Annotated in this window: 11 protein-coding genes; 10 read left to right on the top strand and 1 reads right to left on the bottom strand. The window is 71.2% G+C overall.

Annotation, left to right across the window (positions count from 1 at the left end; translation table 11 throughout):
* Positions 1-15: 15 nt before the first annotated feature.
* Positions 16-423, bottom strand: a complete 408-nt coding sequence (locus JNB62_RS18645) for a hypothetical protein (protein WP_220302384.1) — start codon at positions 421-423, stop codon at positions 16-18.
* A gap of 126 nt (positions 424-549) precedes the next feature.
* On the opposite strand from JNB62_RS18645, the gene JNB62_RS18640 reads away from it, so the two are divergent.
* The 10 genes from JNB62_RS18640 (at position 550) to JNB62_RS18595 (ending at position 15349) form a co-directional block, all read left to right on the top strand.
* Positions 550-5520 carry an Lhr family ATP-dependent helicase gene (locus tag JNB62_RS18640; protein WP_220302383.1) on the top strand — a complete coding sequence of 1657 codons (4971 nt, stop codon included), beginning with the start codon at positions 550-552 and terminating at the stop codon, positions 5518-5520.
* Positions 5521-5729: 209 nt separating this feature from the next.
* Complete coding sequence (locus JNB62_RS18635; RefSeq protein WP_220302386.1) at positions 5730-6518, top strand: DNA-formamidopyrimidine glycosylase family protein; 789 nt, start codon at positions 5730-5732, stop codon at positions 6516-6518.
* A 268-nt stretch (positions 6519-6786) separates the two neighbouring features.
* Positions 6787-7986, top strand: a complete 1200-nt coding sequence (locus JNB62_RS18630; protein ID WP_220302382.1) for an ABC transporter ATP-binding protein — start codon at positions 6787-6789, stop codon at positions 7984-7986.
* A 57-nt stretch (positions 7987-8043) separates the two neighbouring features.
* Positions 8044-9216: a polyamine ABC transporter substrate-binding protein gene (locus JNB62_RS18625; protein WP_220302381.1), complete on the top strand. Its 1173-nt coding sequence runs from the start codon at positions 8044-8046 to the stop codon at positions 9214-9216.
* Positions 9209-10135 (top strand): ABC transporter permease, encoded by a 927-nt coding sequence (locus JNB62_RS18620; RefSeq protein WP_220302380.1) that lies wholly within the window; start codon positions 9209-9211, stop codon positions 10133-10135. The genes JNB62_RS18625 and JNB62_RS18620 overlap by 8 nt, the downstream gene beginning before the upstream one ends.
* Positions 10132-11028, top strand: coding sequence for an ABC transporter permease (locus JNB62_RS18615; RefSeq protein WP_220302379.1), 897 nt, complete (start codon positions 10132-10134; stop codon positions 11026-11028). The genes JNB62_RS18620 and JNB62_RS18615 overlap by 4 nt, the downstream gene beginning before the upstream one ends.
* 190 nt (positions 11029-11218) lie before the next feature.
* Positions 11219-12874 (top strand): amidohydrolase, encoded by a 1656-nt coding sequence (locus tag JNB62_RS18610; RefSeq protein ID WP_220302378.1) that lies wholly within the window; start codon positions 11219-11221, stop codon positions 12872-12874.
* Between the two features lie 51 nt (positions 12875-12925).
* A complete protein-coding gene (locus JNB62_RS18605; protein WP_220302377.1) occupies positions 12926-13483 on the top strand; it encodes a cysteine hydrolase family protein in 558 nt (185 codons plus the stop codon).
* A gap of 106 nt (positions 13484-13589) precedes the next feature.
* A complete protein-coding gene (locus JNB62_RS18600) occupies positions 13590-15020 on the top strand; it encodes an NAD(P)/FAD-dependent oxidoreductase (protein WP_220302376.1) in 1431 nt (476 codons plus the stop codon).
* Positions 15017-15349, top strand: a complete 333-nt coding sequence (locus JNB62_RS18595; RefSeq protein ID WP_220302375.1) for a cupin domain-containing protein — start codon at positions 15017-15019, stop codon at positions 15347-15349. The genes JNB62_RS18600 and JNB62_RS18595 overlap by 4 nt, the downstream gene beginning before the upstream one ends.
* Positions 15350-15698: the final 349 nt, after the last annotated feature.

Here is a 15698-nt window from a genome sequence, read left to right as displayed (position 1 = left end):
TACTCGTCGGCGGCGTCAAATGGGTATAAGAGACGGGGGCTCGGGGGCCGGGACCGGCTCGGGCACCTGCGTGACCGGGGGCGCCGGGTCGGGGGCGGGTGCGGCATCCACTTCTTCGGCCGGCTCGACCGCCGGAGACGGCGTAGGGATCGGCGCAGGCGTGGACGTCGAGGGCGTCGGCGTGGGGAACCGCTGCTCCGACACGGGGGCCGGCTCGTCGGCCAGCATCTCGGGCCGTTGCGACACGGCGAAGATGGTGGTCACCACGACCAGCAGCGACAGGGCGAGCGCTCCGCACAGCGCGCCGAGGCCGAACGTCTGCACCCGGCGCGAGCGCGACAGCTCCCGTACCGTGTGCACGGCGGCGGCACGGCGGGTGGGCGGCGCCACAGGCTCCGACCCGCTCGGCGGCGTCGACTCCATCACGCTCCTCGGCGGCGAATGCGTGCGGGGGGACACGCACGCGAGAGTTTACGGGACGGGCCGTCGGACGGCACCTGGTTCGCGGCTCCCTGGCCCGATGTCGGCGCAGGCGACCAAGATGGAGGGGTGGGTGACGTCCTCGAGCGATTCGGTCCTGCGACGCAGGACTGGTTCCGGGGCGCCTTCCACGCCCCGACGGAGGCGCAGAAGGGGGCCTGGCAGGCGATCTCTGCCGGCAAGCACGCGCTCGTGGTGGCGCCGACGGGGTCGGGCAAGACGCTGTCGGCCTTCCTGTGGGCGATCGACCGGGTGTTCCACGACAAGGCCGCGACGGCATCCGCTCCTCCCTCGGGCAAGAAGAAGAGAGGGGACGCTTCGTCTCGTCCCTCGCTCAGCGCAAGTGCCGCACCGCCCGCGACCCGCATCCTCTACATCTCGCCGCTGAAGGCGCTGGGCGTCGACGTCGAGCGCAACCTGCGCTCGCCGCTCGTCGGGATCGGCCAGTCCGCGCGGCGTCTCGGGTTGAGCGTGCCGGATGTGACGGTGGGCGTGCGGTCGGGCGACACCCCGGCGGGCGATCGGCGCAAGCTCGTGCAGGCACCCCCCGACATCCTCATCACGACGCCCGAGTCGCTCTATCTCATGCTCACGAGCCGCGCCGGCGAGACGCTGCGCGATGTGCACACCGTCATCGTCGACGAGGTGCACGCGGTCGCGGCGACCAAGCGCGGTGCGCACCTGGCGGTCAGCCTGGAACGGCTCGACGCGCTGCGCCGCTCACTGACCCCTGATGCGCCGCCCGCGCAGCGCATCGGCCTGTCGGCCACGGTGCGTCCGATCGATGAGGTGGCGCGGTTCCTCGGCGGTGCCGAACCCGTCGAGATCGTGGCGCCGAAGGCGAGCAAGGCATTCGACATGAAGGTCGTGGTGCCCATCGGCGACATGCTCAACCCGCCGCCACCGCCGAGCGCGTACACCTCGGGCGACGGGGATGCCGCGACCGCCGTCGACGCTGACGCCGAGCCCATCGACGAGGACTGGTTCGCCGACGGGTCGTCGGGCGCGGGACGGCGCGCGTCCGGCGCGGGCGAGACCGAGATGACGGGTTCGGTGTGGCCGCACGTGGAGGAGGCGATCGTCGACCGCATCCTGCAGCACCGGTCGACGATCGTGTTCTGCAACTCCCGGCGCCTGGCCGAGCGGCTCACGGGGCGACTCAACGAGATCTACTCGGAGCGGCTCGGGCTCGATCTGCCCGATGCGAGCGTGCCGGCGGCGATGATGGCGCAGGCGGGCTCCACAGCGGGCGCCGACGCGGTGCTCGCGAAGGCGCACCACGGCTCGGTGTCGAAGGAGCAGCGCGCCCAGGTGGAGGAGGAGCTGAAATCGGGCGTGCTGCGATGTGTCGTGGCGACCTCGAGCCTCGAGCTCGGCATCGACATGGGCTCCGTCGATCTCGTGATCCAGGTCGAGGCGCCGCCGAGCGCCGCATCAGGTCTCCAGCGCATCGGGCGCGCCGGCCACCAGGTCGGCGAGGTCAGCCGGGCCGCGCTGTTCCCCAAGCACCGCAGCGACGTGCTGCACACGGCGATCGTCACCGAGCGGATGCTGGCGGGGCAGATCGAGGCCATCGCGATCCCGCAGAACCCGCTCGACATCCTCGCCCAGCACACCGTCGCCGCAGCGGCCGTCGGGCCGGTCGACGTCGAGGGGTGGTACGAGACCCTCAAGCGCAGTGCGCCGTTCCGCTCGCTCCCCCGCTCGGCGTACGAGGCGACCCTCGACCTCATCGCCGGCAAGTTCCCCTCCGACGAGTTCGCCGAGCTGCGTCCGCGCGTGGTGTGGGACCGCGACCTGGGTGTCCTGACCGGCCGCCCGGGTGCGCAGCACATCGCGGTGACGAGCGGCGGGACGATCCCCGACCGCGGGCTGTTCGGCGTGTTCGTGGCGGGCGAGTCGCAGAACGCCCGCGTCGGCGAGCTCGATGAGGAGATGGTCTACGAGTCGCGCGTCAACGACGTGTTCACGCTCGGCACCACCAGCTGGCGCATCGTCGAGATCACGCACGACCGCGTGAACGTCGTGCCCGCGTTCGGCCAGCCCGGCAAGGTGCCCTTCTGGCACGGCGACGGTATCGGCCGGCCGGCCGAGCTCGGCGAGGCGCTCGGGAAGTTCTCGCGCGAAGTCTCGACGGCCAAGCCCGACAAGGCCGAGGCACGCCTGCGCGCGGCCGGCCTCGACGAGTTCGCGCAGGACAACCTGCTCGCCTACCTCGCCGAGCAGCGCGAGGCCACGGGCACCCTCCCCACCGACCGCCATCTGACCGTCGAGCGCGGTCGCGACGAAGTCGGCGACTGGCGTGTGATCCTGCACTCGCCGTACGGCATGCAGGTGCACGCACCGTGGGCTCTGGCTGTCAACGCCCGCATCCGCGAACGCCTCGGCGTCGAAGGCTCGGCGGTGGCGAGCGACGACGGCATCATCGCGCGGATCCCGGATGCCACAGCCGAGCCGCCCGGGGCGGAGCTGTTCGTCTTCGACCCCGACGAGCTCGACCAGATCGTCACCGAAGAGGTGGGCGGATCCGCCCTCTTCGCGTCGCGGTTCCGCGAGTGCGCGGCGCGGGCTCTGCTGATGCCCCGCCGCAACCCCGGCAAACGGACGCCGCTGTGGCAGCAGCGGCAGCGGTCGGCCCAGCTGCTGGAAGTCGCGCGGCGGTACCCGACCTTCCCGATCATCCTCGAGACGCTGCGCGAGGTGCTGCAGGACGTCTACGACGTTCCGTCGCTGCTGCGGCTCATGCGCGGCATCGGAGAGCGCCGCATCCGTCTCGTCGAGACGGAGCCCGCACAGCCCTCGCCGTTCGCGCGCGACCTGCTGTTCGGCTACGTCGGGGCGTTCATGTACGAGGGCGACTCCCCGCTCGCCGAGCGGCGAGCTGCCGCCCTGTCGGTGGATCCCGCACTGCTCTCGGAGCTGCTCGGCAAGGTCGAGATGCGCGAGCTGCTCGACCCCGACGTCATCGCCCAGTTCGAACGCGAAGTGCAGCGCCTCGACCCCGAGCGCCGCGCCCGCGGTGTCGAGGGCGTCGCCGACCTGCTGCGCCAGCTGGGCCCGCTCGACGCCGCGGAGGTCGCGGCGCGTCTGGAGCCTGGCACGTCGGGACCCGACCCGCGGTCGTTGAGCGAGCGGGGAACGCGGTCGTTGAGCGAGCCCGCGAGTCGAAACGCAGAGACGAAACGCCCCGACCCCACGGACGACCTCGACCCCGACTCGACGGACGCCCGAGGCGTTTCGTCTGCGGGCGCTGGAGCGCCCTCCGCTCAACGACCGGAACTCGCCGAGGCATCCGCCCATCTCGACGCGCTCATCGCGTCGCGACGCGCGATCCCGGTGACGATCGCGGGCGTCACGCGCGTCGCGGCCATCGAGGACGCCGGACGCCTGCGCGACGCGCTCGGGGTGGCACTGCCGGTCGGCATCCCGACGGCGTTCCTCGAGCCCGTGGCCGACCCGCTCGGCGACCTCGTCGCGCGCTTTGCCCGCACGCACGGGCCTTTCCGAGCGGATGCCGCGGCCGACCGCCTGGGCGTCGGCATCGCCGTCGCACGCCTGACGCTCCAGCGCCTCGAGTCGCAGGGACGCGTCGCGTCGGGGTACTTCCTGCCCGAGACGGCGACGGCGAGCGCCTCGGACGACGCGGAATGGTGCGACAGCGAGGTGCTGCGGCGCCTGCGGATGCGTTCGCTCGCGGCCATCCGCGGCACCGTCGAGCCCGTGTCGCAGCACGCGTACGGACGGTTCCTGCCGGCGTGGCAGCATGTGACCCGGCCGCTGGAGGGGCTCGACGGAGTGGCCGCCGTCATCGAGCAGCTCGCCGGAGTGCCGATCCCGGCGAGCGCGTGGGAGTCGCTGATCCTGCCGGCCCGCGTGTCGGACTACGCCCCGGCGATGCTCGACGAGCTGACCTCGACCGGCGAGGTCGTGTGGTCGGGCCACGGTGGCCTTCCCGGACGCGACGGCTGGATCGCCCTCCACCCCGCCGACGCCGTGCCACTGACGCTCGCCCTTCCCGACGAGGCGGACGAGGTCGCCCCCGGCTCGCTCGACGCCCAGCTGCTGGCGGCGCTCGAGGGCGGCGGCGCCTACTTCGCCGCCCAGCTGCGGCAGGCGACCGGTGCCGAGAACGAGCAGTCCGTCACCGAAGCGCTGTGGCGCCTGGCCTGGTCGGGACGCGTCACGAACGACACGTTCGCGCCCGTCCGCTCGCTGGTGTCGGGCGGGTCGCAGGCACATCGCGTCAGCCGGCGCACCCCGCGAGCGCGGCTCTACCGCGGCACCCCCGGCAGCATGAGCGTGGCCGTGCGGGCGGTGGCGGCATCCCTCCCCGCGCGTGCGCCCTCGGTCGGCGGACGCTGGTCACTGCTGCCCGCGCCGGAAGCCGACCCGGCTCTGCGCGCCACCGCGACGGCGAGCCTCCTGCTCGACCGCTACGGAGTGGTGACGCGCGGCGCCGTGCAGTCCGAGGGCGTTCCGGGCGGCTTCGCCCAGACGTACCGTGTGCTCGCCGGGTTCGAAGAGGCCGGGCACTGCCGCCGCGGGTACGTGATCGAGAAGCTCGGGGCGGCGCAGTTCGCGGCCTCCACGACGGTCGACCGGCTGCGCGAGTTCGCCGGGCTCAGCGATCCCCCGCCGCTGCGGGCGGTGACGCTGGCGGCCACCGATCCGGCGAACCCCTACGGCGCCGCCCTCGCGTGGCCCGCTCTCGAGGGAGTCGGGCACCGGCCGGGACGCAAGGCGGGAGCGCTCGTGGTGCTCGTCGACGGTGCGCTCGCTCTGTACCTGGAGCGCGGCGGCAAGTCGGCGCTGGCCTTCACCGGCGACGAGGCGGTGCTCGATGCGGCCACGCGGGACCTCGCCGCGACGGCGCGGAATCGACGCCTCGACACGCTCACGATCGAGCAGGTCAACGGCGCTTTCGTCTACGGCACCTCCGTCGGCCGGGCGCTGCGCGAGGCCGGATTCGTCGAGTCCCCGCGCGGGCTCACGCTGCGCCGCGTGACCGCAGGCGATGCGGTGCGGAGTGCGCGTGCCTGAGGGCGGGCGGTACGGACCACGGTCCCTCCGCCAGGGTGACCTCGACCGGAGAGGTTGCGCTTCGTCTCGCTCGTGCCTCGCTCGCTCAGCGTCCGGTGACCGGGTCTCGCAGACCGGAGGCCGTCGCGCCGCAGCGACCACCCGGACGCTGAGCGAGCGCCAGCGAGACGAAGCGCGGCGCGCACACTCCGATCGTCACGGGGGTGAGCGTGCCTGAGGGCGACACCGTCTTCCAGGCGGCGCGGCGCCTCGACCGAGCTCTCGCGGGCGCTACTGTCACGCGGTTCGAGCTGCGGGTGCCGCAGGCGGCGACGGCCGACCTGCGCGGCGAGGTCGTGCACGGGGTCGTCAGCCGCGGCAAGCACCTGCTGCACCGCATCGGCGGGTGGACGCTCCACTCGCACCTCAAGATGGAGGGCGAGTGGCACGTCTACCGCCGCGGCGAGCGCTGGCGGGCGCCGGGATTCCGCGCGCGGGCCGTGATCGGCGCCACAGCTCCGGACGGCACGGAGTGGGAGACGGTGGGCTTCGACCTCGCCGACATCAAACTCGTGCCGACGACCGCCGAGGACGAGCTCGTCGGCTACCTCGGCCCAGATCCGCTCTCGGACTCGTGGGACGCGGACGAGGCGGCGCGCCGCCTCCACGCCGACACCCGCGCCGTCCACGTCGCGCTGCAGGATCAGCGCAGCATCGCCGGGTTCGGCAACGAGTACGTCAACGAGATCCTGTTCGTGCGCGGCATCCTTCCCACCACCCCGGCCGACGAAGTGGATGCCGCGGCCGTCGTCGACCTCGGCGCGCGCATGATCCGCGCCAACCGCGATCGCATCGACCGCACGTTCACCGGCGACGCCCGCCGCGGCTTCACGACGTGGGTGTACGGACGCGAAGGACGGCCGTGCCGTCGCTGCGGCACTCTCATCCGGCGCTCGGCGCTCGGCGCCGATCCCACGCGCGAGCGCATCGTGTTCTGGTGCCCGCGCTGCCAGCACTGACGCCCGCAGGTCACGATGGTGCAACGGACGGTTTGTCGTCCGAGGGTGCAGCGGGCGGCATGAACGTCGCGACTTCTCGTCGAAACACGGCGGATTCCTCGGCTTCACGCAGCGCCGGACGATCTGTCGCACCGCACGCGGGTGGCGGCTCGGTTCGTCCTGTTTCGCCGTGCGGTGGATTGCACGCCGGAACGCCCCGATATTGAATACCCCCACACCCGATAGGCCGCGCACCGTCGCACGGCCCGCGACACGAAGGACCTCACGAGTGACGACGTCCACAGGCACGGCGCCCGCCTCGGCGGCCATCCCGGCAGATCAGGCCTCCACCGACGGCGACGCATCGCGCGGGGCGGTGCTGTTGTCGGGCATCACGAAGCGCTACGGCGATCAGCTCGCCGTAGACGACCTGTCGCTGACCATCCAGCCGGGCGAGTTCATCTCGCTGCTCGGCCCGTCCGGCTGCGGCAAGACGACGACGCTGCGGATGATCGCGGGATTCGAGCAGCCGGATGCCGGCGACATCCGCATCTCGGGGCAGTCGGTGCTCGGGCAGCCGCCGTACCGGCGCAACGTGAACACGGTGTTCCAGGCGTACGCGCTGTTCCCGCACATGACGGTGGCCGAGAACGTCGCCTACGGGCTGCAGCAGCGCAAGACGCCGAAGGCCGCGATCCGCACACGGGTGTCGGAGGCTCTCGACCTCGTGCAGATGCGTCGGTTCGCCGACCGCAAGCCGACGCAGCTGTCGGGCGGCCAGCAGCAGCGCATCGCACTGTCGCGCGCCCTCGTCAACCGCCCTGCCGTGCTGCTGCTGGACGAGCCGCTCGGCGCCCTCGACCGCCAGCTGCGCGAAGAGATGCAGCTGGAGCTCAAGCTCCTGCAGTCGCGGCTGGGCATCACGTTCGTGTTCGTCACGCACGACCAGGGCGAGGCGCTCTCGATGAGCGACCGCATCGCCATCATGCGCCACGGCCGCATCGAGCAGATCGCCGACGCCGACACCGTGTATGCCCGACCGGCGTCGGCGTACGTCGCCGCGTTCGTCGGGCAGCAGAACTTCTTCACCGGAGCAGTCGCCGAAGGCGGCGCCGCGGTCGAGGCTCCCGAGGGGCTCGTGCGCGGCGCGACGGCGGAACTCGCCGGGAGCACGCGCGGGCAGGCCGCCGTGCGTCCCGAGTTCGTGCGGATCCGCGCCGAATCCAGCGCCGAGGCTGCCGGCGCGGCATCCCCTGTCAACACGGTCCGCGGAACGCTGCTGGGCGTCGCACACCTGGGCGAGACCATGCAGTACCTCGTGCAGGTCGGCGACGACAAGAGCATCATCGCCCGCCGACCCACGCCCGACGCGCCCGCACTGTCGGTCGGCGACGCGGTCGTGTGCTCGTGGGATGCCGCGAACGTGCTGCTCTTCCCCGCCGACGACGCGGCGGCCGAGGGCGGCTACGTCGCGCCGCCCGCCGTCTGAACCACCCGATCCCCTCGCACCCGCGAACCGCAGCGCCGTAGAACCAGGAGTCCTGAGATGCCCGAGTCCCCGATCCGCATCCTCGCCAGCGCAGATGCCGTGCCCACGATCCGCCGTGAGCTGAGCCGCCGGGGCTTCCTCGGCATCGCCGCGGCCGCCGGAGCGGCCGCGATCCTCACCGCGTGCTCGCCCGGCACGTCCGCCGCCCCGAAGGCGACCGGCGGCGCGCTGGAGAACAAACTGTCGATCTACACGTGGGGCGACTACGACAGCCCCGACGTGATCGACGCGTTCACGAAGGAGCAGGGGCCGACCGTCGAGCTCAGCTCGTTCAACTCCAACGAGGAGATGATCGCCAAGCTCACCGCAGCCAAGGGCACGGGCGGCTACGACATCGTGGTGCCGACCGGCGTCTACATCCAGCAGATGGTGCAGAACGGCCTTCTGCAGAAGCTCAACCTCGATCTGATCCCGAACTTCAAGAACCTCGACCCGGCCTTCGTCGGGCGCGCGTGGGATCCCGACAACGAGTACTCCATCTGCAAGGCGTGGGGAACGACCGGCTTCGTGTACGACAAGACCGTCATCACCCGTGAGCTGTCGACCTGGGCCGACTTCCTCGACGCCGCGCAGAACGAGGCGAGCGGGAAGACCTCGATGCTCGACGACGCGAGCGAGCTGACCGGCGCGTACTTCTGGGCCAACGGCATCCCGTGGACGACGACCGACGAGGCCGACCTCGACGCCGCCGAGGACTTCCTGGTGAACACGCTGGCTCCTCACATCGAGGCGTTCGACTCGTACCCCGGTGGCGGCGCGATCCAGCAGGCATCGCACGTGCTGATGCAGGCGTACAACGGCGACGTGCGCCTGGCCCTCATGGAGAGCAGCGAGCCGGACCGGTGGCAGTGGGTGCTCGCCGGCCCGAAGACCGAGATCTGGATGGACAACTGGTCGATCCCGACGGGCGCTCCGCACCCGGAGGCGGCCCACGCCTTCATCGACTACGTGCTCGACCCCGAGGTGTCGCTGCAGGAGCTCGACTACATCGGCTACCACACGGGGGTCGCCGACATCGAGGACGCGGCGGCCGACGCCGGCCTGGAGAAGCTCGACATGGTGTTCTTCACGCCGGAGCAGCTCGCCACGATGGAGGAGGGCGAGGTGAACGACGCCCTCGCACGCGCCGTCGACATCTACAACAAGGTGAAGGCGGCCGCGGGTGCGTAAGAAGGCGGGCATCGCCCTCGCGTTCCCCGCCTGGGCATGGCTGCTGTTCTTCTTCGTCATCCCCGTCGGCTACGTCGTCTGGTTCAGCTTCGGCTACAAACCGGGCATCTTCGGCACCCATGCGAACGACGTGGTGTCGTTCGACCGGTACCTCGAGGTGCTCACGCCGACGTTCTTCGCGACGTTCCAGAACACGCTGTGGATCGGCATCGTGGGCACGCTCGCATGCCTGGCGATCGGTGCCCCGGTGGCGTACTGGATGGCCGTCAAGGCGCCGCCGTCCAAGCGCGGACTCCTGGTCGCGCTGGTCATGGTGCCGTTCTGGACCAATTTCCTGGTGCGCACGATCGGCTGGCAGATCATCCTCGCGCCCAATGGCTGGCTCTCGGGCGTCATGCAGGCGCTCGGGCTCGGACCGCTCGAGATCCTCTACACGCGTCCCGCCGTGCTGCTCGGCGTGATCTACAACTACCTGCCGCTCATGATCCTGCCGCTGTTCGTCGCGTTCGACCGCGTCGGTCCCGCGCTGCGCGAGGCGTCGAAGGATCTCGGCGCCGGCCGGTGGACCACCTTTCTGCGCGTCACGCTCCCGATCTCGCGGCCCGGCGTGCTGGCGGGAGTGCTGCTCGTCTTCATCCCGCTCATGGGCGACTACATCACCGCGACGATCCTCGGCGGCGCGAAGGGCAACATGATCGGCCAGATGGTCGCCACGCAGTTCCAGACCGCGCAGAACTGGGCGCTCGGCTCGGCGATGGCGATCATGCTGATCCTGATCGTGCTGCTCACGACGGCCGTGGGGATCGGGCTGATGTGGCTGATCGGACTTCCGATGCGCCTGCGCAACCGTGTGGTGCTCGACCCGTCCCCCGCCCCCGCCGCGCCCGCGGCCGTCGCATCCGCCGGAGGTGCCGCATGACCGCCACCGACACCCGCACGATCCTGTCGGCGAAGAGCTCGGTGGCCCCGCGCGCCAAGCGCGACCGCGGCGACGTCGGCTTCACGATCTGGGGCATCGCTGTGTTGGTGTTCCTGTTCCTCCCGATCGCCGTCGTGGTCGTGTACTCCTTCAACGTCGGACGCCTGCTGACCTCGTTCACGCAGTTCGGCTTCGACTCGTTCGCGGCGATCGTCTCGAACGACGTCGTCCGCAATGCGGTGCTGATCTCGGTGCAGACGGGATTCCTCGCCGCCGTGCTCGCGTCGGTGCTCGGCACGCTCGCCGGCATCGCGATGGCCCGCCACCCCGGCAGGTGGGTGTGGTGGTTCCTCGTGCTGCTGCTGCTCGTATCGGTCACGCCCGAGATCGTCGACGCCGTCGCGCTGCTGCCGTGGCTTGTGACCCTCAGCCAGGACTGGGGCCTCGCGTTCTTCGACAACGGCATCTTCCGGCTCGTGATCGGCCATTCGCTCTTCTCGATCGCGGTCGTGTCGTACCTGGTGCGCGCCCGTCTCATCGGCCTGGACGCGCAGCTCGAAGAGGCGTCGGCCGACCTGTACGCGCCGCCGCTGACGACCTTCCGCCGTGTCACACTGCCCCTCGCGATGCCCGCCGTGCTGGCCGGCTTCCTGTTGTCGTTCACCCTGAGCCTCGACAACACCGTCATCGCGGCATTCGTCTCGGTCGCCGGCAGCACCCCCTGGCCGGTGTACATCCTGGGGGCCGTGCGCACGGGCCTGCGGCCCGAGATCGCGGCGGTGTCGACCATCATGCTGCTGCTGACCCTGATCGCCCTGGCCGTCGTCGCCCTCGTGCTCAAGCGCGCCGGCGATTCGGCCGCCGACATCGCCCGCACGATGGCCGGCGGGTGAGCGGGATGCCGCGCCCCTAGCCCGACCGTCCGTCCGTCCGTCCCTCCCGCCCGCCCGTCCACCTTCCGTGAGACCGCAGCCGGCGGACGAGACCCCGGGGGAACGCCCGGCTCTCGTCCACCCGGCCCGGTCTCAGGGATCCGACCGTCGAACCGTCGCATCCCGCACCACACCCCACCCAAGGAGTCCCATGCCGTACGCCGACCTCGTCTTCACCGGCGGACCCGTGTTCACCGCGAACACCGTGCGCTCACGCGCGACGTCGGTGGCCGTCACCGGCGGCCGCATCGTCGCGGTGGGTGGCGACGACGTGCGTGAGCTCATCGGTCCGTCGACCGAGGTCGTCGACCTCGCGGGACGCATGCTGCTCCCGGGGTTCCAGGACGCGCACGTCCACCCGGTGTGGGGCGGGCTCGACATGCTGCGGTGCGACCTGTCGGCGTACGACACCGCGGATGGGTACCTGGACGCCATCGGCCGCCACGCCCAGGAGCATCCGGACGACGAGTGGATCCTCGGCGGCGGCTGGGGCATGTCGGCGTTCCCGGGAGGCACGCCGACGGCATCCCTTCTCGACACCGTCACCGGAGAGCGCCCGGCGTTCCTGCCCAACCGCGACGGTCATGGCGCGTGGGTCAACTCGGCCGCGCTCCGCCTGGCGGGCCTCGATCGCGACACCCCCGACCCCGCCGACGGACGCATCGAGCGCGATGCCGACGGCAGCCCCTCGGGCACGCTGCACGAGGGCGCGATGACGCTCGTCAACCGCCTGCTTCCGGCCGAACCGGCCGAGCGCATGGTCGACGCCCTGCTCACCGGCCAGCGGCATCTGCACTCGTTCGGCGTGACGGGCTGGCAGGACGCCATCGTCGGGTCGTACGGGGATGCCGGCGACCCCGGCCCCGCATATCTCGCGGCCGCCGCCGACGGGCGCCTGACCGCCCGCGTCGTGGGCGCACTGTGGTGGGACCGGACGGCAGGACTGGAGCAGATCCCGTTCCTGCTCGAGCGCCGCGAGCAGTACCGCGGCGGCCGCTTCGCCGCGACGAGCATCAAGATCATGCAGGACGGCGTGGCCGAGAACTTCACCGGTTCGATGCTCGAGCCCTACCTGGACGGTCACGGCCACCCGACCGACAACTCCGGCATCTCGTTCGTCGCGCCGGAGGTCCTCGACGAGGCGGTGCCTCTGCTGGATGCCGCAGGGTTCCAGGTGCACTTCCACGCCATCGGCGACCGCGCGGTGCGGGAGTGCCTGGATGCCGTCGAGCACGCGATCGCGCGCAACGGCCGGCGCGACAACCGCCACCACATCGCCCACATCCAGGTGGTGCACCCCGAAGACATCGCCCGTTTCCGCGCACTCGGGGTGGCCGCGAACATGCAGTCGCTGTGGGCCACGTACGAGCCGCAGATGGTGGAGCTCACCCTCCCGTTCTTCGGGTCCGAGCGGTCGGCGTGGCAGTACCCGTTCGGCGACCTGATGCGCGCCGGCGCCGTGCTGGCGGCCGGCAGCGACTGGTCGGTGTCGACCCCCGACCCGATGGCCGCCATCCACACCGCCGTCAACCGCAAGGCCGCGCCGGGGTACGAAGAGGGCGAGTACGACGCGTTCTACCCCGAGCAGGCGATCGACCTCGCGACCTCGCTCACGGCCTACACCGCCGGCTCGGCATGGGTGAACCACCTCGACGACGTCACGGGAACCGTCGAGGTCGGCAAGTACGCCGACCTGGCCGTGCTCGACCGCGACCCGTTCGCAGGTCCCGCCGACCAGATCGGCGCCACGCGGGTGCTGCAGACCTTCGTCGAGGGCGAGCGCGTGTACGCGGCATCCGACTCCTGAGCCCCCACCGGCGCGCGACGGCGCCGCGGACACCCGACCTATGCTGTATCGGTGACCCGACTGCTCCTGCTCATCGACATCCAGCGCGACTACTTCCCCGGCGGACGTCACCCGCTGGTGGGATCGGATGCCGCCGCCGACGCGGCCGCTCGCCTGCTGGACGCCTTTCGCAGGGCCGGCGAGCGGGTCGTGCATGTGCAGCACATCTGGGACGGGCCGGATGCCGCCTTCTTCGAATCCGCGACGCCCGGGGTCGAGTTCGACCCTCGTGTCGCGCCGGACGGCCAGGAGCACGTGATCGTCAAGCACGAGCCCAACGCGTTCCTCGACACAGGACTCGAGTCGCTGCTGCGGGCCGCAGAGGCCGACGAGATCGTCGTGGCCGGCATGATGACCAGCATGTGCGTGGATGCCACCGTGCGTGCGGCCTCCGACCTCGGCTTCATCGTCGCCGTGGCGCAGGACGCCTGCGCGGCACCCGACCTCACGCTGGGCGAGGTCACCGTGCCGGGTGCGCAGGTGCACACCGCGTTCCTGGCCGCCCTCGAGGGCACGTACGCGCGCGTGGCCCCGGTCGACGCGCTGATCGGCGAACTCGCCGCCGTCTGACTCCGACAATCCGTCCGACGCCTCCGGAATCTCCGACACCGGCCCTCCCCGACACCCCGGATCACCGGCGAGGATGGGAGAAACCAACGCATCGGAGTTGATAACCGTGGGCACGACCGTCTTCGAACGACAGCGGCCGCAGGCATCCGTCATCCGCCACTCCCTCGCCGACACCAGACACTCCGTCTTCTGGCGCGATGACCTGCCCGAGTCCCTCACGCCCGACCGGCCGGCGCTCGTGGGCACGCACCGCGCCGACCTCGTGATCGTCGGCGGCGGCTACACCGGCCTGTGGACGGCGCTGCTCGCGAGCGAGCGCATGCAGGGCGCGAAGATCGTGATCGTCGAGGCGCAGCGCGTCGGCTGGGCGGCCTCTGGCCGCAACGGCGGGTTCTGCGAGTCGAGCCTCACGCATGGCCACGAGAACGGCATGGCCCGGTGGCCGAACGAGATGCCGCTGATCGAGCGGCTGGGCCTGGAGAACCTCGATGCCATCGAGGCGTCCGAGGCGACGTACGGCATGGACTTCCAGTTCGAGCGCACCGGCCAGCTCGCCCCCGCCGTCGAGCCGCACCAGGTGGAGTGGCTCAAGGAGTGGGCTGCCGAGGGCGAGGACGGCGTCGTGTACCTCGACCAGGACGAGGTGCGTGCCTCGGTGAACTCTCCCACCTACCTCGCCGGCGTGTGGGAGCAGCACGCGTGCGGCATGGTGCACCCCGCGCGCATGGCGGCCGAACTCGCCCGCGTGTGCGAGGAACGCGGAGTGGAGATCTTCGAGCGCTCGCACGTGACCGGGCTCAACACCTCCGGCCCCGGGGTGGTCGTCATCACGGAGCAGGGCCGGGTCGAGGCATCCCGAGCCGCTCTCGGAACCAACGTCTTTCCGTCGCTGCTCAAGCGCAACCGCCTGATGACGGTGCCCGTGTACGACTACGTGCTCATGACCGAGCCGCTCTCAGCCGAGCAGCTGGCATCGATCGGCTGGAAGGACCGGCAGGGCATCGGGGATCTGGCGAACCAGTTCCACTACTACCGGATCACTCGCGACAACCGGATCCTGTTCGGCGGGTACGACGCCATCTACTACTACGGGCGCCGCGTCGAGCCGGGCCACGAGCATCGCCCCGAGACGTGGGAGAAGCTGGCGAGCCACTTCTTCACGACGTTCCCGCAGCTGGAGGGCCTGCGCTTCTCGCACCAGTGGGCGGGGGCGATCGATTCGTCGACGCAGTTCACGGCGTTCTTCGGCACCGCGCGCGACCGTCGCGTCGCGTACGCGGCCGGGTTCACGGGGCTCGGTGTCGGGTCGACCCGCTTCGCCGGCGAGGTCATGCTCGACCTGCTCGACGGCGTCTCGAACGAGCGCACCGAGCTCGAGATGGTGCGAAAGCGCCCGATCCCCTTCCCGCCTGAGCCGGCGGCATCCCTCGCCGTGAACACCGTGCGCTGGTCGCTCGCCCGCGCCGACCACAATCTCGGCAAGCGAAACCTGCTGCTGAAGACGCTCGACGCCCTCGGGCTGGGGTTCGACTCGTGATCGTCCCCGGTGTGGAAGTGGATGCCGGCGGCCTCGCGATCCCGTTGCAGCCGTTGCCCGCCGAGCAGGTCGTGTCGGGCTCTCCGTCTGCCGGTTTCGTCGAGCTCACCACCACGGTGGGCGTGTGGGAGCACACGCCCGGTACGTCGACCGACGTCGAGGCAGACGAGGTCTTCGTGGTGCTCTCGGGCTCGGCGACGCTGGCGTTCACCGACCCCGCGCTCTCGCCTGTGGAGCTGCGGGCGGGTTCGGTCGTCCAGCTCACCGCCGGCATGCGCACGGTGTGGACCGTGCACGAGACGCTCCGGAAGGTGTACATCGCCGGCTGACCTGACCTCGGCTGCGGGCTCGTCGCGGCCAGCGCACCGCGCTTCGTCTCGCTGGCGCTCGCTCAGCGACCGGGAGACGGCGAGGGGAGCTCGGGTCCGGACGTTGAGCGAGCGAGGAACGAGCGAGGAGTTCCGGACGTTGAGCGAGCGAGGAACGAGCGAGGAGTTCCGGACGTTGAGCGAGCGAGGAACGAGCGAGGAGTTCCGGTCGTTGAGCGAGCGAGGAACGAGCGAGGAGTTCCGGTCGTTGAGCGAGCGAGGAAGGAGCGAGGAGTTCCGGTCGTTGAGCGAGCGAGGAACGAGCGAGACGAAACGCCCCGGGCTCACGAGCAACCCGCGCCCGCCGCGC

This window comes from Microbacterium jejuense (genome assembly GCF_019511665.1).
GTDB lineage: Bacteria > Actinomycetota > Actinomycetes > Actinomycetales > Microbacteriaceae > Microbacterium > Microbacterium jejuense_A.
Note: the sequence above shows the minus strand (reverse complement) of the source record. Positions and strands in the feature narration are given on the sequence as shown.